This window comes from Labilibaculum filiforme (assembly GCF_002843315.1).
Lineage (GTDB): Bacteria > Bacteroidota > Bacteroidia > Bacteroidales > Marinifilaceae > Labilibaculum > Labilibaculum filiforme.
On record NZ_MVDD01000001.1, the window covers coordinates 1 to 19,968 of the forward strand.

19 protein-coding genes are annotated in these 19,968 nt (G+C 37.4%); 3 read left to right on the forward strand and 16 right to left on the reverse strand.

What is annotated here, in order from left to right; all coding sequences use genetic code 11:
- Nucleotides 1-122: 122 nt before the first annotated feature.
- A complete protein-coding gene (locus BZG02_RS00005; protein ID WP_101259358.1) occupies nucleotides 123-458 on the reverse strand; it encodes a zinc-dependent peptidase in 336 nt (111 codons plus the stop codon).
- A 252-nt stretch (nucleotides 459-710) separates the two neighbouring features.
- Here BZG02_RS00005 and BZG02_RS00010 point away from each other — a divergent pair, with 252 nt between their 5' ends.
- On the forward strand, nucleotides 711-2,381 hold the full coding sequence (locus BZG02_RS00010) for an alanine/glycine:cation symporter family protein (RefSeq protein WP_101259359.1): 1,671 nt from the start codon (nucleotides 711-713) through the stop codon (nucleotides 2,379-2,381).
- Nucleotides 2,382-2,660: 279 nt separating this feature from the next.
- Here BZG02_RS00010 and BZG02_RS00015 read toward each other — a convergent pair whose 3' ends face one another.
- The 7 genes from BZG02_RS00015 to BZG02_RS00045 form a co-directional block, all read right to left on the reverse strand.
- On the reverse strand, nucleotides 2,661-3,233 hold the full coding sequence (locus BZG02_RS00015) for a pentapeptide repeat-containing protein (RefSeq protein ID WP_101259360.1): 573 nt from the start codon (nucleotides 3,231-3,233) through the stop codon (nucleotides 2,661-2,663).
- A gap of 23 nt (nucleotides 3,234-3,256) precedes the next feature.
- Nucleotides 3,257-4,060, reverse strand: a complete 804-nt coding sequence (locus BZG02_RS00020) for a PhzF family phenazine biosynthesis protein (protein ID WP_101259361.1) — start codon at nucleotides 4,058-4,060, stop codon at nucleotides 3,257-3,259.
- 7 nt (nucleotides 4,061-4,067) lie between these two features.
- Nucleotides 4,068-4,457 (reverse strand): pyrophosphohydrolase domain-containing protein, encoded by a 390-nt coding sequence (locus tag BZG02_RS00025; protein ID WP_101259362.1) that lies wholly within the window; start codon nucleotides 4,455-4,457, stop codon nucleotides 4,068-4,070.
- Nucleotides 4,458-4,590: 133 nt separating this feature from the next.
- Nucleotides 4,591-5,304 (reverse strand): hypothetical protein, encoded by a 714-nt coding sequence (locus tag BZG02_RS00030; protein ID WP_101259363.1) that lies wholly within the window; start codon nucleotides 5,302-5,304, stop codon nucleotides 4,591-4,593.
- A 279-nt stretch (nucleotides 5,305-5,583) separates the two neighbouring features.
- Entirely contained in the window at nucleotides 5,584-5,772 is a 189-nt protein-coding gene (locus tag BZG02_RS00035; RefSeq protein WP_101259364.1) for a PspC domain-containing protein, read from the reverse strand.
- A 75-nt stretch (nucleotides 5,773-5,847) separates the two neighbouring features.
- A complete protein-coding gene (locus BZG02_RS00040) occupies nucleotides 5,848-6,102 on the reverse strand; it encodes a hypothetical protein (RefSeq protein ID WP_101259365.1) in 255 nt (84 codons plus the stop codon).
- A 77-nt stretch (nucleotides 6,103-6,179) separates the two neighbouring features.
- Nucleotides 6,180-6,470, reverse strand: coding sequence for a hypothetical protein (locus BZG02_RS00045; RefSeq protein WP_101259366.1), 291 nt, complete (start codon nucleotides 6,468-6,470; stop codon nucleotides 6,180-6,182).
- Nucleotides 6,471-6,980: 510 nt separating this feature from the next.
- Between BZG02_RS00045 and BZG02_RS00050 the strand changes: the two genes are divergently transcribed.
- Together BZG02_RS00050 and BZG02_RS00055 are read left to right on the forward strand one after the other, a co-directional pair.
- Nucleotides 6,981-8,756 (forward strand): diflavin oxidoreductase, encoded by a 1,776-nt coding sequence (locus tag BZG02_RS00050; protein WP_101259367.1) that lies wholly within the window; start codon nucleotides 6,981-6,983, stop codon nucleotides 8,754-8,756.
- A gap of 193 nt (nucleotides 8,757-8,949) precedes the next feature.
- A complete protein-coding gene (locus tag BZG02_RS00055) occupies nucleotides 8,950-9,675 on the forward strand; it encodes a head GIN domain-containing protein (protein ID WP_101259368.1) in 726 nt (241 codons plus the stop codon).
- 360 nt (nucleotides 9,676-10,035) lie between these two features.
- On the opposite strand, the gene BZG02_RS00060 is transcribed toward BZG02_RS00055, so the two are convergent.
- The 8 genes from BZG02_RS00060 to BZG02_RS00095 form a co-directional block, all read right to left on the reverse strand.
- Nucleotides 10,036-10,272 (reverse strand): hypothetical protein, encoded by a 237-nt coding sequence (locus BZG02_RS00060; RefSeq protein WP_101259369.1) that lies wholly within the window; start codon nucleotides 10,270-10,272, stop codon nucleotides 10,036-10,038.
- A gap of 313 nt (nucleotides 10,273-10,585) precedes the next feature.
- Nucleotides 10,586-12,715, reverse strand: a complete 2,130-nt coding sequence (locus BZG02_RS00065; RefSeq protein WP_101259370.1) for a Tex family protein — start codon at nucleotides 12,713-12,715, stop codon at nucleotides 10,586-10,588.
- A gap of 49 nt (nucleotides 12,716-12,764) precedes the next feature.
- Nucleotides 12,765-13,967 (reverse strand): protoporphyrinogen/coproporphyrinogen oxidase, encoded by a 1,203-nt coding sequence (locus BZG02_RS00070; RefSeq protein WP_101259371.1) that lies wholly within the window; start codon nucleotides 13,965-13,967, stop codon nucleotides 12,765-12,767.
- Nucleotides 13,968-13,991: 24 nt separating this feature from the next.
- Nucleotides 13,992-15,200: a DEAD/DEAH box helicase gene (locus BZG02_RS00075; protein ID WP_101259372.1), complete on the reverse strand. Its 1,209-nt coding sequence runs from the start codon at nucleotides 15,198-15,200 to the stop codon at nucleotides 13,992-13,994.
- A gap of 124 nt (nucleotides 15,201-15,324) precedes the next feature.
- On the reverse strand, nucleotides 15,325-16,512 hold the full coding sequence (locus BZG02_RS00080) for a class I SAM-dependent rRNA methyltransferase (protein WP_101259373.1): 1,188 nt from the start codon (nucleotides 16,510-16,512) through the stop codon (nucleotides 15,325-15,327).
- Between the two features lie 141 nt (nucleotides 16,513-16,653).
- Nucleotides 16,654-17,241 (reverse strand): 3'-5' exonuclease, encoded by a 588-nt coding sequence (locus BZG02_RS00085; RefSeq protein ID WP_101259374.1) that lies wholly within the window; start codon nucleotides 17,239-17,241, stop codon nucleotides 16,654-16,656.
- 47 nt (nucleotides 17,242-17,288) lie between these two features.
- A complete protein-coding gene (locus BZG02_RS00090) occupies nucleotides 17,289-17,915 on the reverse strand; it encodes a DUF5063 domain-containing protein (protein WP_101259375.1) in 627 nt (208 codons plus the stop codon).
- 99 nt (nucleotides 17,916-18,014) lie between these two features.
- A complete protein-coding gene (locus BZG02_RS00095; protein WP_101259376.1) occupies nucleotides 18,015-19,922 on the reverse strand; it encodes a RecQ family ATP-dependent DNA helicase in 1,908 nt (635 codons plus the stop codon).
- Nucleotides 19,923-19,968 lie beyond the last annotated feature (46 nt).

The window sequence follows — 19,968 nt, forward strand, 5'->3', positions numbered from 1 at the left end:
CTTCTATTGCAACTTTTGCTTTAAATGTTGAGCTAAATTTACGACGTGTTCTTTTCATTTTTTCCATGAGTTTAATTTACATTATTTTTCAATTAAGCTCCTGGTCTAATTTTCTTAGGGTATTATAGAAGTACTTCAAAAAGGTTGGTATATTTCCATTCTGGAAATGCGAATATGGGAATAATTGCACTTGATGCTACCAAAATTTTATCGGTAAGATTAACCTCTACATTAATTCCTGTAATTCGGCAATTCAATAAAAATTCCTGAATTTTATGTTCGAAACGATTTTTCTCTTCCATCGAAAGTGCATTGTAAAATACAACTTTATCAATTAAAATTATTCTCCATTCTTTCGGAAAAGGTGTCGTTGGACTTTTCCAAGCACTCTTCTTATTTTTCCATAGTAAAAACAAGATAAATACGGCAATAAGAATTATTACAAGAATCTCTGTCATGAGTAAAAATTTTAGATGAAGGAAAACTCCCTATTTAGTTATATTAAAAATAAATATAAGAAATGCATTTCTTATGTTACGTCTCTATCAAATAAATTATGATTATATAGATATATTCTAAACGCTATCTACACATTCAAACTTAAACCTTACTAGTTTGTTGATTCCTTGCTGTCTTTTAAAAATTATCCTTTATCTTAGGGAGATTTTAAATAAATCTATCAAGCTTAAATTACTAATCCCCTATTTTTTATGCACAAACTAAACGACTTTTTAGCCGGAATTGAAATCTATTTAGGAGGAAGCAATTGGTTTACTCTTTTGCTACTTTTCACTGGTGTTTTCTTCACCATATACCTTAAGTTTCCACAAATTCGATTTTTTAAGCACGCTTTACGAGTAGTTCGAGGAAAATACGATAAGCCCGGCGAAAAAGGAGATGCATCACATTTTCAAGCTTTAACTACGGCACTTTCTGGAACTGTTGGAACCGGTAATATTGCCGGTGTTGCTTTTGCTATTTATTTGGGAGGACCTGCTGCCTTATTCTGGATGCTGGTAACTGCTTTTTTGGGTATGACCACTAAATTTGTTGAGGTTACCCTATCGCATAAGTATCGCGAAACGGATGAAAAAGGATTCATTTCCGGTGGACCGATGTACTACATGAAAAACAAACTTAAAATGCCTTGGCTTGCGGGTTTCTTTGCCGCAATGACCATTGTTTCCTCTTTTGGAACGGGTAGTTTGCCACAAATAAATTCCATATCTAGTTCGCTTTATTCTACTTTTGGTTTCGATCAAATGATTACTGGAGCCGTATTGGCCGTATTACTTGCCTTTGTAATTTTAGGAGGAATTAAAAGAATTGTGAAAGTTACCGACAAGTTGGTTCCAGCAATGGCTTTAATCTATTTTGTTGGTGCGATATCTGTAATTTTGTACAATTACGAAAATATTGTTCCTTCTTTGGTTTCGGTATTTGCAAATGTATTTACCGGCACAGCAGCCACAGGTGGTTTTCTAGGAGCTGGTTTTGCTTATGCATTTAACCGTGGGGTAAACCGTGGTTTATTTAGTAATGAGGCCGGACAAGGTTCTGCTCCAATTGCTCACGCCGCTGCCCGAACCGAAGAACCCGTATCGGAAGGAATGGTTGCTATCCTAGAACCATTTATTGATACTATTATTATTTGTTCCTTAACTGGTTTAGTAATCCTATCATCGGGAGTTTGGCAAGAAAAACTTCCCAACCGTTTTCAAACTACCGATATGGTAATTATGGCCGACCAGTATGACGATTCTAATGAGGAGGATCAAGAAAAGCTTTATAACTATTTAATTGGAAAATCAGATTTACCAGTATTCAATGGAGAATTGAATGTAGAAAATGGAATTATTCAAAATCCTCTTTCTATTATCAACTCTCGTTCCATTGCCGAAGAAGTTAAAGTCTATAATTTAAATGATGAAGCCTTTTCCGGAGTCATTACCATAAAATCCGGTAAAAATATATCCGATAACGAGACATATTTCGAAGGAAATTCATTAGTGCATTCGGCTCCCTTAACTGCCGAAGCATTCACACGAAGTTTATTGGGAGAATGGGGAAAATGGATTGTATCTATTGGTTTACTCCTATTCGCCTTTTCAACAGCAATTGCATGGGCATATTACGGAGGCCGATCGGTAACCTATCTTTTCGGAGCTAAAGGTGTTCTTCCCTATCGAATAATTTATTGTATTGCATTCTTTATTGCCTCTTTTGCAGATACAACCATTATCTGGACCCTTTCGGGGATTACCATTGCACTAATGGCACTTCCCAATTTAGTAGGAATATTAATGCTTCATAAAGACATGAAAGGAACTATGAATACCTATCTGGATAAATTTTCGAAAGAACATCCCGGAGATATTTAAATCCACAACGAAGAGATGAAGTGAACCCCAAAAGTTGGACACAACATTTGGGGTGTTTTTTTTGTATTTTAACCAATGCAATAAAATAGTAAGCTATACGAGCTTATAAAGCTATAAAATAGCAAATTAAAATATGAAGCACATTTATAACAATGCACGAGATAATGCCTTGTTCTTAATAAGTACACTTGCCTGTACAGATAATGAACTTCTATTTAAAAAAAATGAAAATTATAGAATTATTTGGCTGTTTCAAATACCAAAACAGCCTACTTCTATTTATTCAATTTCGATATCGAACTGACTTAATAAACCTGCTACTCCCGACAAGGAAAATTTTGCTTTTTTTACTTTATTGATTTCAGGATTAATTAGATAGTTAAAAGAACTTCGTAAGTCCGCTTTTTCAATATTTGTATATTCGAAAACAGTTCTACTCAAATCACAATCATCTAGTATGGATCCGGAGAGATCCGTCTCGGAAAAATCTACTTCCTGCAAATTGCAATTCCTAAATTTAGTACCCTTTAATTTCAATTTGTAAAAAGAAGCTAGTTTCAACTGGCAATTTTCAAACTGCACCGATAGCAGCAATTGATTACAATCTTGAAATCCTAGTCCTAGCATTTTACAACTTTTAAAAAGTACATCGCGAAAAGCAGTAAAATTTAATTTAGCCAGACTTAAATCGCATTCTTCAAACTCACATTCGAGAAAAATGTTCTCGGACAATTCGCTGTTGGCAAATGAGCAATTCACAAAACGACAATTCTCATACTCTCCTTTAGGTAAAGCCTCCGAGGTATAATTTTTTTTCTCAAAAACCTGATCTTCTATATATACTTTTGGCATAATTTCATTTTAATTTCTTCACTCTAATCCCTTTCACACTGTTGTAATATAATTTCTCCAACGCTGTAGGTAACGGCATTTCCACGAAGCAGAACGCGATCCTTCTTATTGGTACAAAATAAAACACCATGACGATCGGATAGCTGATGAGCTAGTAAATCTTTCTTTTTCAGCCGATTGCTCCAAAAAGGAACTAAACTGCAATGCGCCGATCCCGTAACTGGATCTTCAAAAATACTCGCTCCAGGAGTAAAAAATCTGGATACAAAATCTGCTTCGTCTCCCAAAGCTGTACAAACAATTCCTCCATGGCCTAAATCGATTTGCTCCAATTTATTTTTATCGGGGCGCAAAGCCTTTATTTCCGCTTCCGAATTGTAAACCAATACATAATCTCTGGCCAAATAAACTTCCTTGGGCTGTATATTTAAACTCTCCTTAATAATTTCGGGCAATATTGCCACTTTTGGCATCCGAAAAGGAAAGTTAAGTACATATTTACCGGCCTCGAAACTTACCTGCAATTCTCCACTTGCCGACTGAAAACGAATAAGTTCGCCAGTATATCCTAAATGTTTTTTGATTACATGAGCCGTTGCTAAAGTTGCATGCCCGCATAAATCCATCTCTACTTCAGGAGTAAACCACCTTATCTGAAAATCATTTTCATGCGCCACAAAAAAAGCAGTTTCGGCTAAATTATTCTCTTTTGTAATGGACAACATAATTTCATTAGGCAACCATTCCTCTAATGGAATTACACAAGCAGGGTTACCTCCAAACAATTTATTGGTAAAAGCATCGATATGATATTTCTGCAGTTTCATCGGCTAGCTATTTGTCTTCAAGTTTTAATATTTTTCCAATTTCTGGTTTCGAGTACAATTCTGATTTAATTACCTTTCCATCTTCCCGATAGACTGGCTTCCCATTTTCATCTAATTTACTCATATTACTTCGATGAACTTCGTTAAAAATTTCTGCGTACTTGTCCTGAAGACCAAATTCAAGTACTGTACCCATAATTACATAATGAATATCTGCTAGTGCATCTGCCACCTCCACTAAATTACCCGATTTCCATGCTTCTTTCAGCTCATCCACCTCTTCTTGAATGATATTCTGTCTTAATTCACACCTTTCTTTTGCAGGAATTACTGGTGCTTTTTCAACATTTACACCAAATGCTTCGTGAAATTCATTCACCTTTTCTAATGCTGTCATAAGTTATTAATTCTAGATTTAATGCCGTGCTTTGTTTCGAAATTTAAATATCACTAAATCTTTTTTAATAGCAGAATTCACTGCACAAAAAAAGGCTGCAAAAAGTAGCCTTTACAATATTTTAGAGAATAGATTACAGCGTAATCGCAAAAGTTAAAAATAATTTTTCGCTAACCGGATTCAAAGTAAGACCGCCCCTTACAGGCAATGAAAACTGATCTGTAAATTTAATGGTATTGTACATTGTCATGTTCATATTCACAACATTAATGGTATCGTCATACATCCCTTTAAAAGGAGTCATGCCCACCGCCCATGAGAATTTTTTTCCTCCAATAAAATTTGAATATCCAAATTCAAGATAGGTAGAATATTGTTGGTCATTATTTTCATCGCGATCCATTTCACCATAAAATAAAACAGATGCCATTATCGAAACTGGAAATTTTTCACAGCCTTTGTATTTCGTCGAAATATCGAATAAATGTACACTTTGCCTGCTATCAAAATCAAAAAACTTTGAATTGGAAAAATCAGGTGCCGGACAATAAAAATCGAATAAACTAAATTGAAATAGTGGTGTGTTGTATTGCAAATACAAATCGATTTCCTGATAACTCTCGTCGAACGAGTAGGCTCCCCAGGCACCAACAGTAAACTTTCCGCTTTGCAATTCGATGGTAGGCTCGATGGTTGGTGCTGTTCCACTATTGAATCCGCGCCACAAATGTCGACTAACCAAATCAATCCTACTATTTACCTTGGTTTTTGATGGTAAATTGTCTGCTTTTACTCCCCCGCAGATTAGTAATAATCCTATCAAAACGATAGATTTAAAAAACTTCATCAGTAAAAATAATTAAGGTGTTGTTGTTTGTATAAAGAGAGTGTCCTTTTTAAAATAAATTTCCTTTTTATTTCGATCCGTATTCCCTCTTGTGTGTTTAAAATCGATGCAAAAATAGAAGAAAAAGAAGGCAGAAATCATGATAATTATCTTATTTATCAAGTGTTGTTAAACACAGATTCTGACTGATAAATGGCTCGTTAAATCAGCCAAAAATCGGGCATGAAAAAAGGAGAAAAGCACTTGCCCTTCTCCTTATATATATTCCGAATGTATTTTCTAATAACTATCTGGTAATATGAACCAAAGAATAAGATAAACTAATATGCCAGGAAATCCTGCACTAAAAATGGAAATCAATACATAAAGAATACGAACCAGACTAACATCTAATCCAAAATATTCAGCTATTCCTGCACAAACGCCTGCAATCATCTTATCCGATGATCGTCTCATTCTTTTTGACATATACTTTATTTTTTATTTCACACTTTCATTTAAGCTACATCCACCTAAATTTTAGTCCGAAACAGTTACTCCAAATTAATCATCAAACTCTTCGTCGTAAAGGTCTTCCTGATTATCTAACTCATCGTTATAGAAGGTTTCCGCCTCGTCCATCAAATCTTCAATAAGATTTTTATCTTCCGGGGTTTCCTCTAACCAATAAACTGTTTGATTGGAGTTAAAATCTTCCACATCACATTCAATAATACACTTTGGTGTACGAGTGTGAACAATAAAAAGAGTGTCTGGTAACTCTTGTGAATTGTCTGCTAATAAAAACTTTGGGAGCATAATTTTTAATTTAATTTCGTGGTGTAAATATAGGAAGAGATTGAACTCCAAGCAACAAAATAGACTTAACAATTTTTTTATTTCGTTTTTTTTATTTTTTGATACTCATAATTCACAATCATTTTCCTCATCCATAGCTTTTTCAATACCAATTTCAGACCAAAAACAAACAGCATTTTCACCTCCTTTTTGTTGCAATAAATAGACATATCGTCTAAAATAAAATCATAAAAATTATTCTCTATTCCTAAATCGACAATTTTAATTGCCACATCACCATCCTGAGAGTATTTTTTAGGAAAACGAATAAATTTATCTCTTGCCTCCTCCCGATGTACATTTAGAATGCTATCGTAAATTACTTCCACAAGTTTAGAAGAACCGAAGTACAAAATCAATCATTTCCTGTTAATTATATCTTATCTTTTTGGAAGTGAAAGCATTTGTCTTCCTGAATCGTGAAAGATAAATAAGCTACTAAAACTCAAAATTCCCCTTTCATTAAAGCCGGAAAAAGTAATTCTCCGGCTAAGATTTCTTGAAAAGAATAAATAAAAAAGACAAATAGGTCTTTTTTTTATTCTCTTCCTGTTGGATTACAAAAAATTTCTGTCTAAACTTGTATCAGATAAACAGATTACTATATCCTATTTTTAGCAATCAGCAACTTTCTTCAAAATAACAAAAGGTCTTTGTTTATGTGTACAACATGTTGTATGTGCATAGAAAGTATTGTTATGCATAAAGGATGAGCTTAAATTGACGAATTAGATATTGGAATATTCTCAAGAGCCTTTTTGCTATAGCAAAAAGGCTTTTTTATATCCAAAGCAATGATCTACTAACAAACTCCAAGAATATATTTATTGACAACTATAATGGAAACAAAATTTCAAATCAATAAAGACCAATTGTCTCAACTCGAACGGTTGACACAAAATTTAACCACCGACCAATTGGTTTGGGTAAAGGAATATTTATCCGAAAACATCGATAAAAAAAAGGAGAGCGAAGCATCCCTCGAAATTGCTTCCGAAATATCTTCCGAACGTATTACTATTTTGTTTGGAACGCATAGCGGGCATAGCAAAGAAATAGCTATGGATTTTCAAGATAAACTTTTGTCCCTTGGTTTTGATGCGAAGATACAAGGCCTTGACTTTTACACTAAAACGGATTTGGAAAAGGAGAAATACCTTTTCCTGATTGTAAGTACCCATGGCGAAGGCGAAGCTCCCATTCAGGCCGAAGAATTTTACGAATATGTGCACGATAGCAAAGCTCCAAAATTAACAGATACGAATTATGCTGTTTTGGCCTTAGGAAACAAAACCTACAAAAAATATTGCCAAACTGGTATCGACTTCGATCAACGTTTTACCGAATTGGGTGCTAAAGCAATTCTTCCTGTTGAAACCAGCGATGTTGCTTACGAAGAAGTAGCTGAGCAATGGATGACCAAAGTGCTTGACAAATTAAAGAACTTGTTTCCTAACGCAAGCAAGTCGGCATTTGTGGGGAGTACTGCAAGTACTAAAAAGAAATTCAACCGTACAAATCCCTACTATGCCGAAGTGCTTGATAAAGTGAGAATTACCACTCCCAATTCTGAAAAAGAAATTTACCATGTAGAAATTGCTTTGGCCGATTCGGGCATACAATATCAAGCCGGCGATAGTATTGGCATTTTGCCCAACAACCCTATTGATTTGGTAGACCTACTAATTGACAAGCTAGAAGATGATCCGGAACGAATGCTTAGCCTTGGCGAAAAAGAAGTAAGCCTGTTTAGAGCATTGCAAAATAAATTGGAAATTACGGTTTTAAATCGCGAAGTACTGGAAAAATACAATGCCATAGTGCACAATAAGGAGCTGGAACTGTTGCTGAATAATGAGATAGAATTGGAAAATTACCTGCATGGTGCCGATGCTTATGACTTACTGGAGGATTATAAGGGAGAAATTACCAGCGATCAATTTCTATCCACTCTTCGGGTTTTGTATGCACGCCTCTACTCTATAGCCTCGGGTCCGAAGTCAAATCCTGAGGAGGTTCACATTACCATTGCCTCGGTTCGATACAATCGCAAAAAGCGCGACAGAAACGGAGCTTGCTCGAGTTACATTTCCGATGAAATTAAGGTTGGCGATCATATACCTATTTACATCGAAAAAAATGAGGCTTTCCGTTTGCCGGATGATGAAAGTAAACCGCTAATTATGGTGGGAGCAGGAACCGGAGTCGCACCATACCGAGGCTTTTTACAGGAGCGAGAGCAAAATTGCACCAAAGGAAAAAGTTGGTTGTTTTTCGGAAATCAGCGACTTACAGAGGATTTTCTTTACCAAACGGAATGGCAAAAACTCCTTAAAAAAGGAATACTTCAGAAATTAGACCTTGCCTTTTCGAGAGATCAGGAAGAAAAAGACTACGTGCAACACCGATTGAAAGAAAAAGGGAAAGAAATATTTCAATGGCTCGAAAATGATGCCCATTTTTACATCTGTGGCGACAAAAATAACATGGCCAAAGGGGTTCAAACTTGCTTATTGGATATTATTAGGAAGGAAGGTGGAATGAGTATCGAAAAAGCGGAGGAATATGTAAAAAAGATGAAAAAAGAGAAACGATTGCTTCTGGATATATACTAAAAATGAGCTTTATAGCCCACTTCTCAAAAATTAAGTTTTGGTGCAACGCTTAAGTGTGTTTTATCGTCATTACTTCGAATTATTTAAAGCAGACATTCTTATGAATCTCTGCTTTTTTTTATGGAGCTGTAACTTAAAACTTGTTCGTAGCGTCCTATATACCGATTAACATTTTCACTTAAATACAATTCTTATGAAAAAAATCATTCAAAAGGCCTCTCTTCTTATTGTAGGTCTTACTTTCCTTTTATCGGGAAATACAAGTGCTCAATTCTGGGGCGAAAAAGGAAACGGAAACATTCAAAAACAAGATCGTGAAGTTGGATCCTTCTCTGCAATATCGGCAAGTATGGGTCTAAATGTATACGTGCTTCAGGGCGATAAAGAATCGGTGACTGTTGAAGCTGACGAGAACCTATTGGAATATATTGTTACCGAAGTAAAAGAAAACGAACTAATTCTTAAAGTAAATGGTACTATTCGCCGGGCAACTAAAATGGATATTTATGTAACGCTGGTAAATATAAATGAAATAAATGTTTCGAGTGGTGCTGATTTTGAAAGCAGAAACACCTTAGAGCTTGAAAATTTAGACATTTCGGTAAGTAGTGGTGCCGATGCAAAATTGGAATTGAATGCTAAAGAATTAAGCTGTTCGGTTAGCTCTGGTGCCAACGCCACGCTTCGAGGGAAAGCTGATTTTTTTACGGGAAAAGCAAGTAGTGGCAGCGATTTACAAGCCAAAGAATTGATTGCCCGAAGCTGCAGAGCAAAAGCCTCAAGCGGTGGCGATGTTAGTGTTTATGCTTCGGAAGAAATTGAGGCAAACGCTAGTTCGGGTGGCGATGTGAGCTACTACGGGAATCCAACCAAAGTTAAGGTTAGTGATTCGAGCGGTGGAGATGTTAATCGTCGTTAGAGCAACAAAGAGGCATTTCTTTTCGGAATGTCTCTTTTCGATTTTAACTATTTTCTTTCCCCAAACCACTACTTTTTTTCCACCAAAGAGAGCTCTGAGGTACACAGAGGTAATTGCCTCCTGCTTTAAAATTCTTTTCTATTATTTTCTTTCGTGCTCACAGCACTTCTTATTTTGATATTAATTGACTACTACCATATTAACATCCCTTCGGGATTTTGAACAGCTCCAGAGGAGCGAGAATATGGTAGCTGACAGACAATCAACAAAAAGAGCCCCGTAGGTGGCGATACAGTGTAAAAACAAGTGAAAAAAGTTCTTTGCCATGCATGCTCATTATTTAGTCGGACAGTAGTGATATTATTTCTTTTTTCTTTTCTCCTCTACCTGTTTCAGATAATCGCCTAAACCTTCGAAAGGCATATAGGTTTTAGTAACTCCTAATTTTGCAGAAGGATCGTTCGCTGCTAAATCGACTTTTTTTAAACATTTTGGACAGCTAACCGTGTGGTGATTGGTTATTTCTAAAATATTTACAATAATTTCGCCCTTGCAATGCGGACAATCAATAATTACTTCCTGATCGTTAAATTCCATGCTTTCTTATTTTTAAGTCTCGATTCACAAAAGTATTGGAAAAATTGGAATATTCCGCGTTCCAAATAAGTAATACCATTCCGTTTTAACAGTTCAAAAACCCGGGGAAAGGCATTACATTTTTGTTTGGCGTTTTCCCCAACTAAGGAAAGGCAATAGTTATGCCGGCGGGTTAAGGATTGTAGTGGAAACCCCACAGCGAGGAACGAGCGAGGAGTTGAAATGGAAAGCCTGCCCCGAAGGGAAACCCCATAATGAACGATTACAAATAAAAATCCCCCGAAATTATTCGAGGGATGTAGGTTATTTTCATTTACTGTTCGCAGTCTTTCATCGATAGCTGAATGCGCTTGCGGGCAACATCGACCTCGGTTACTTTCACCGTAACATGCTGATGTAGTTGAACCACATCGGCCGGATTGCTTACAAAGCGGTTTGCCAGTTGTGAGATGTGAACCAAACCATCCTGCTTTACACCAACATCTACAAAGGCGCCAAAATTGGTGATATTGGTTACAATTCCCGGCAACTCCATGCCTACTTCCAACTGCTCTACCTTATAAATTCCGTCTTTAAACTGGAACACTTTAATAATGGTTCGCGGATCGCGCCCGGGTTTTTCCAATTCATCAATAATATCTTTAAGGGTAGGCAATCCAACCTCATCGCTTACATATTTATTCAGATCAATCTGCTTACGCAATTCCTTATCGGCAATTAAATCGGCCACCGAACATTTTAAATCCTTCGCCATTTGCTTCACAATACCATACGATTCGGGATGCACGGCGGAGTTATCTAAAGGGTTATCGGAATTGGGTATTCGAAGGAATCCTGCACATTGCTCGAATGCTTTTGCTCCCATTCGTTTCACTTTGGATATTTCTTTACGAGTGGTAAAAGCTCCGTTTTCGGCACGGTAATCGACAATGTTCTGTGCCAATTGTGGTCCTAAGCCCGATACATAGTTCAGCAAATGCTTACTGGCGGTATTCAAATTCACGCCCACTTTGTTTACACAGGATTCTACCACCTGATCGAGACTTTGCTGCAATAAATTCTGATCTACATCGTGCTGATATTGCCCCACGCCTATCGATTTTGCTTCAATTTTCACCAACTCGGCCAGTGGATCCATTAAGCGACGGCCAATGGAAACCGCGCCACGCACGGTAACATCGTATTCGGGAAACTCTTCGCGTGCTACTTTCGATGCCGAATAAATAGACGCTCCAGCCTCGCTCACCACAAAAACCTGTACCTTGCGATCGTAATGCAAGTTGGTTACAAAACGTTCTGTTTCGCGACTCGCTGTTCCGTTTCCAATAGCAATGGCTTCAATATTATAGGTCTCTACCATATTAGTCAGCTTTTTAGCTGCCATACTAGCCTGATTTTGCGGCGGATGTGGATAAATTGTTTCGTTGTGCAGCAAATTTCCCTGCGCATCTAAACAAACTACTTTACAACCACTCTTGTAACCGGGGTCTAAAGCCAAAACCCTTTTTTGCCCTAACGGCGATGAAAGGAGTAACTGTCGTAGATTTTCGGAGAATACCCGAATGGCCTCCTTATCGGCAGCCTCCTTCGAGCTGTTTGCAAATTCGGTTTCGAGCGACGATCCCAACAATCTTTTGTAAGCATCTTTTACGGCAAGTTCCACCTGCTGGGCTGCCGAGGTATTTCCTTTTACAAAAAGCCGATCCAAACGTTCCAGTACTTCCTCCTCGTCGGGAGCAATGCTCACACGCAAAACTCCTTCGGCCTCGCCTCTTCGCAAAGCCAATATACGATGCGAGGCTACCCGTTTCAAAGGCTCTTCCGACTCAAAATAATCTTTAAATTTCTCGCCTTCTTCCTCTTTTCCTTTTACTACTTTCGAACGAATAATGGCCTGGCGCTGAAAGATACTTCGCACCGAATTTCTGGCTACTTCATTTTCGTTCACCCACTCGGCAATTATATCGCGGGCTCCTTGCAATGCTTCGTCGACATTTGGCACTTCATCATTCAAAAAGTGGGTGGCACGACTTTCTACATCACGTTCCTCCTGCTTCATCAGAATTTTTGCCAATGGTTCCAGTCCTTTTTCTCGGGCCTTTACCGCTTTGGTTTTCCGTTTTTGCTTATAGGGTAAATAGATATCTTCCAACTGATTTAGCTCTTCGCAAGCCATAATGCGTTGCTTCAACTCGTCGGTTAGCTTGTCCTGCTTTTCGATAGAATCCAGAATGCTTTCGCGACGTTTATCGAGCTCTGTTAATCGGGTAAGCTCTTCTTTTATATTGCCAATTTGCACTTCATCCAAACTACCCGTCATCTCTTTTCTATAACGGGAAATAAATGGCAAAGTAGCACCTTCGGTAAAAAGTTGCAAGGTATTTTCAACCTGAAAAGCCTGCAACTGCAAGCTTTTCGTTATGTGATCGATATATTTTTTCATTATTTTAGATATGAGATATTAGACCTGAGATTTGAGATCACTGCGCCTATTAACTATTATTTCTTAAGTATCTTTTACATTCATTTGTCGAACGCTCTACACAATCTTCTAACGAAAGACCGTTAAAATAATTGCCGGTCAAATAAACTCCTGCTTGTTCGGCTAATTTTTGGATATCCAGAATTCGTTGCTTGTGTCCTAAGTCTAAAACCGGCAAGCGGTGATTTGCCAGTATTGAACTTCCCATTTTCGATGCATCGATACCTAACATTTTCGCCATTACAGCTTCCTGCTCTTCGGCAGATGCCTTACCCTCTTCAAAATGGAAAGCAAATCCTCTCGATTCCTCGTGTTCCATCACGTCTCTGGTTACCATCGATAAACAGGCTCCCTGCAAAGGAATAATAAAGGAAACCGGATCGAAAGACAATTTTTCCTTGGGCAGAACTATAGTTCTCGACAGAATATTTTTGGTAGTATATTCGTTCAGTTTAGCTCCTAAAGCGGGTAGCACATCGGTCAATAAATCCCCAGCTACCGATGGAGTAACTGCAAAAGCAATATCTTTTGCAGTAAATTCTTCCCCCGATTCCGTTTTTAGGCTCACACCATTCTCTTTGCGAAGCGAAAGCACTTTCTGCTTGGTAAGCACTGTTACATTTTCCGATTGGGCCAATGCATTCATAAAACTTTGCATTCCCTTTTGCAGGATAAAACTTTTCGGATGCTCCTTACTTTTTGTTTTGCGTCGTTTCAGGAAAAATTCGGCCGCAAAATTGTCTGCATTCTGAACAATTACAGCACTAAACATGCGGTTAAACACCTTTTCGTAGTTTTTTTTGCCAACAATATTCCCGAAATATTCCTTTACTGTTTTACCATCGCGCTTCGAGAAAAATAATTTCGGTGCGGAGGTAAACAGCTCCCATTTATTTACTCCCGACATAATTTTCTCGTGCCGATCGGTAAATACTTTCATTCCCACCTTTGCTCTTGGTTCAATGCTCGCTTCTAATCCGGAAGCTTGAATCAAAGCAATCAGGTTGGTGTAGGATGCATAAAAAGTATGCGCACCCATTTCCACCCAAAAATCATTTTTATCGTGGTAATGGGTATTTAAACAACCTCCAATTCTATTATCACTCTCTAATACAAGAACTTGTTTTCCTTTTTGAGCGACTTGATAAGCGAGACTTAATCCGCTAATGCCAGCGCCCACAACAATCATATCGTATACTTTCGAATGGGTCATGATTTGGGTTCGTTTAGCTTGGGTTTATTTTTTTTTGAAATTCTTTTTCTTGAAAAACTTCTTCTTTCCGCCTGCTTTAAAAGATTTAGGATTGTATTCCGGAGCTTCTCCTAATTCTGCCGGAACAGGAATTTTATAAACCGAAGATTCTATTAAATCTTCAATCTTTTTAAAATCGTTCTGATCCTTCGGAGTAATTAATGTAATCGCAACTCCTTCGGTTTCCGCTCTAGCGGTTCTTCCCACTCTATGCACATAATCTTCGGCATCGCGTGGCACATCAAAATTAATTACCAGGTCGATGGAATCAATATCAATTCCTCGGGCAATAATATCGGTAGCCACCAATATTTGATGCTTGCGATTTTTAAATTCGCGCAACACATCTTCCCGCTCCTTTTGCTCTAAATCCGATTGAATGCCAGCGGCTTTAAATTTATTTCTAATAAGCTCTTTGGTAATTGCTTTTACATTCAGCTTGGTTGAAGAGAAAATAATAACACTCTTAATGTCTTTGCCAGACAGCAAATGATTTATCAAGGGAATTTTTTGTTCTGGATGCAACATATAGGCTGCCTGCAAAACACCCTCAGCAGGTTTCGAGATCGCAATATTAATGCTCTCTGGATTATTCATCATGGTTCCTGCCAGTTCGCGAATTTTAGGTGGCATGGTAGCCGAAAACATTAAATTCTGACGCTCTTTTGGCAAATGACCAATTATCTGCATTAAATCATCGTAGAATCCCATATCCAGCATTCTATCGGCCTCATCTAAAATTAAATGTTTTAGTTTAGAGGTATTCACATAACCCAAACTTAAATGAGATATCATTCGTCCTGGAGTCGCAATTACGATATCTGCGCCTTCCATTAATCCTTTTTTTTGCTGATCCCAAACCGAAGAATCACCACCTCCGTAAACCGAAAGCGAGGTAATGGATACAAAATAACCAAAGCCTTCCATTTGCTGATCGATTTGCATCGCCAGCTCGCGGGTAGGCACCAAAATTAAAGTACTAAAACCGTCAATTTTGTTCTTTTGTATTTTATCCATTATTGGCAGCAAATAGGCCGCCGTTTTCCCGGTACCTGTTTGAGCACAGCAAATTAAATCCTTATTGTCGATGATTTGCGGAATCGCAAGTTCCTGAACTGGAGAAGGAGTTTCGAACCCCATGGAATCCAATCCATCCATTAATTCAGGTGTAAAGTTAAATTCAGAAAACTTCAATTTTTTTCGATTTACTTATTGATGACTGAGTTTTCAAATCTGAAAACCAACTAAATATCAAGCGACAGGGAAGATACAAAAAACGGAGTATTCTTTTACCCATTCCTCTGTGAAAGTACTTAGACTATTCTACATATAAAACCAAACCTTTTAGGTATTCTCCCTCGGGATGGTAGATGTTTACAGGATGATCGGCCGGTTGTGTTAGCTGATGAAGAATTCGTACGGTTCTTCCTGCACTTGCGGCTGCTGCAAAAATGGCTTTTCGAAAATCTTCTTTGCTAACCGCCTGCGAACATGAAAAAGTGAATAGAATTCCCCCACTTTTAATTTGTTCAAATCCAATGGTATTTAATCGTTTGTACCCTTTTAAGGCATTCGACAACACGTTCTTGTGTTTTGCAAAAGCCGGTGGATCTAACACAATTAAATCGTATTTCCCTGCGCTTCGATCCAAATATTTGAATGCATCCTCCGAAAATGCTTCGTGACGAGTATCCCCAGGGAAATTTAGTTCCACATTTTCTTTTGTAATCTCAATTGCTCTTGCCGAGCTATCCACAGAGTGTACTAATTCTGCACCTCCACGCATGGCGTAAAATGAGAATCCTCCGGTGTAACAAAACATATTCAAAACCGATCTTCCTTTAGCATATTGTTCCAAAAGGCTTCTGTTCTCGCGCTGATCGATAAAAAATCCTGTTTTTTGTCCTTTTAGCCAATCCACATTAAATTTTAATCCATTCTCCAAAGCAACAAAAGAATCTGCATTTCCATACAAATATTCATTTTTTGGCTCAATTCCCGATTTAAAAGGAATGGTTCCTTCCGATTTATCGTAAACTGCTTTTAAATCATCTCCCAAAACAGTTAATAATGCTTCTGCAATTTCTTCGCGATGCAAATACATTCCCACCGAATGACACTGAATAACAGCAGTTCCGGCATAAAAATCAATTATTAATCCTGATAATCCATCTCCTTCGCCATGTACCAAACGACAAACATTATTATCCGCTGTTCCATACAAGCCAATTGCTTTACGCATGTTACAGGCCGAGTTGAATTTCCTTACCCAAAAATCCTGATTGATCTCAACTTTCTCGAAGGAAATAATTCTAACCACAATGGAACCGATAGCAATATGCCCAATCCCTAAAAATTCTTCTTTTGCCGAATAAACAGCAACCAAGTCTCCTTCTTCCAGCCCCTCGTCCACTCTACTTACTGCTCCCGAAAAAATCCAGGGATGAAATCGTTTAATAGAATGTTCTTTTCCTTGCTTTAGGATAACTTTTGGATAATCTATCATTTTGGAAATTTCTTTTCTTTTTGAACAGAGAAAATTCGAATCGGAATTGTTCCTCCCGTCGATCTTCTCCTTAAAAATAATAATTAAAACTCCTCTAACCAGTATAGTTACTGCAGAGAAACTCAGTTCACAAAGCTTTGCTTATTTTGTTTTTGAAGCCTTTAATCTTTCAAATATTTTAAGGGATACCCACGCATCGGTAGCTGCATATTTCAGTTGTCCGGCACTTAGTTCTTCTGCTTCCCAATTGGAAACCTGTTGGCGTTTCGAAATTCTGAAATTTAATACTATTGCAGATAGTTTTTTTAAAGAAAAACTTTCGATTCCAAACTTAGAAACATACTCCTGCAACTCCAAAAATCCATTGGCATCGAAATCGTTCAATTTCTGCAATCCTCGGATATCATCTTTTATAGCTGCTCCTACCTTTATAATTTCTGGATCAGTAAGCAAATCAACCAATGGTTCCGGTAATCCTATTTTATTTACCCTAAAAAGAAAAGTTTTTGAATTAGCCGCCAATTGTAGTAAGGCTACACCATTCACTCTCCCCTTTTTAAACGACGGTCGCGTTTCGGTATCAAATCCCAAAATGGGAAACTTTTTCAAATACTGCACCGCGTCTTGCAGCTCCTCGCCTTGATCCACCAAAATGATTTCTCCGTCGAAAGCCTGCAAAGGCAACTCGTTTACTTCTTCCTTAGTAATTGATTTCTGAAATGGTAACATCTATTATGTCTTTTTCTTCGGAAAACATGAATTTATTTTCCCATCTATTAATCTTCTTCTCCCCATTCTCTTTTCCGCTGGGAAAAGATAGAGTCACTTAAGTCGATATTGTCTAATCCTGTGCCATCCGAATCATCAATCTCTTCGTCAAGGTTTTCGTTTCTGGCGACTAAATTGTGAATGGACCGCAGTGAATTTACTAAATTCTGTCCCCAATGTTGATAAAAACTGTTATTTAGATCCCACAAGGCTTCGTTCATCACCTCCAAACTTCCTATTCGGTAGGAAGTAAGAAAATCTTTTAAATCTTGATAAATATCGGCAAAATTTTCCGAAACAGAAGCAATCACAGGCGTTTCACTATATTCCATATCCTTTTCGAATACTTCCAAATATTGGTCGTGAGCTCCCATTTTCGATTGCACAGAAGAGTGAATAAATTCCCAATCTGCTTCGGAAACAAATTTCTCAATTTCTTCCTCTAATTCGGTTTCGTTTTTAGGCAACAAACATGCCTTTAGGTATAATAAAGGCAATAGTTTCTGTGCAGTTTCAATAAATTCAATCTTCGTAATCTTTCCACTAGTTTCCAACAGCAAACAAAACTCGTTTGCGATCGTTACAAACTCGATCACATTTTTTGAATATACGATATGGTCAAATTGATCTTTCATCTTCTATATAATACTATAAGCATGCAAAAATAACAAGATTTTGCTAATATTTGACAGAATAACAAGATAGTACTGCTTACAAAAGAATAAAAACAAGCCTTAGGGAGAAATCCTACGAAGCCTGTTGCCATCTAAAGACTCCAATTCGTCATTATCTTTCAGGAAACGAATTACCTCCATTACATTTTCTTCTTTGAATTTAGAAGCCTTAATAATTGCCTCCACCGCAACAATTTCTTTTCCCATTATCATCCCAATTTCTTGGGAGATAGAAGCAAATTCATCCTTACTAATCACCCCACCATCTAGCTCTTTACAAACATCGCATTGCCCGCAGGCTGGAGCATAAGCTTGTCCGAAATACTCCAACAAAAATTTTGATCGACAGATGGATTTCGTTTCAGCGTAATTAATCACCGAATTAATTTTTTGAGATAAATTTTCTTTCCGATCCTGATAAACTTCTTTTGTGAATTTTATAAAAGTTTGTGGCAAGCGTTCCTGTGTAAAAATTATGAAAGGAGTTTTCTTTCTGGGAATGTATTGAATTACCCTGTATTTAGATAGCTCTTTTAAATATTTCACAATTAACTCCTTGGAAGTTTTCGTGCGTTTTGCCAACAAATCAATATTAATAGGAACGAAATCGGTAAATAAACCAGTAAAAGATCGAAGAAGCACTTTTACAAAAGCATCGAAATCTTTATTGGCAACCTGAAATTTATACAAATCATCTCTTTCCATTCGAAAATGGATTCTCGACTCGTGTTCTAAATCATCGGTAAGTTCCAAATATCCTGCTCTTTCAAGTACCTTTAAACTATTAAAAGCCTGCAGCACATTAAATTTAAAATTCTGACAAAATAAAGATAAATCGAAATCAAAGACAGCATCCTTTCCTGCGCCTTCGGCAACTTGTAAAAAATTCCCCACCGATTGATACACTCTTTTTATTGTATCTATTTCCGGAAAAGAAGTGGAAATTCGTTTTAATAATTGTACTCTATCGGGTTTCGAATAAAGCAATACGGCATAAGCTTTCTTCCCATCTCTACCCGCACGACCGGCTTCCTGAAAATAAGCCTCGAGCGAATCCGGCAAATCCATATGAACCACAGTTCGCACATCTGCCTTATCAATTCCCATCCCAAAAGCATTGGTTGCTACCATCACCTGAACAACGCCCCTTTTCCATCGATCCTGACGAAAATCTTTCACCTCATTTGGCAAACCTGCGTGATAAAACTCCGCTCTGATATTATTTGTTTTTAGAAACTCGGCTAATTCCTTACATCTTTTCCTGCTTCGAACATACACCACCGAACTTCCACCTTGCTTACTGAATATTTTTAATAGATACCTGTTTTTATCTTCAACTTCGCGAACCAAATAAATTAAATTTTTACGTTCGAAACTCTTTCGAAAAACATTCTTCTCCTTAAATTCTAATTTATCCTGAATATCATTCACAACATCAGGTGTTGCAGTGGCGGTTAAAGCCAATACCGGCACTTCTGGCAGTAATTCCCTGAGCTTGGTGATTTTTAAATAAGCAGGCCGAAAATCATATCCCCATTGCGATATACAATGCGATTCATCCACAGCCATAAGACAAACATTCATTTGTCTTAATTTAATTTGAAATAAATCGGAACCAATTCGCTCGGGCGAGATATACAGAAACTTAATATTGCCAAACAAACATTTATCCAAAATAATTTCAATCTCTTTAAGCGATAAACCCGAATAAAGAAGCTCAGCCTTAATTCCCTTGTCCTTTAAATTTTGCACCTGGTCTTTCATTAAAGCCACCAAAGGGGAAACAACAATGCATATTCCTTCCACTGCCAAACCAGGAATCTGAAAAGTTAAAGATTTCCCTCCTCCTGTTGGCATTAATCCAAGCGTATCCTTCCCGGCAGCAACAGATTTTATAATCTCATCCTGCAAGGGTCGAAAACCTTCATAGCCCCAATATTTTTTTAAAATTTCATTGTAACGATCCATTAAACTGAATTACAAGCGTTTTGATTAAAAAAAACACGATTATGAA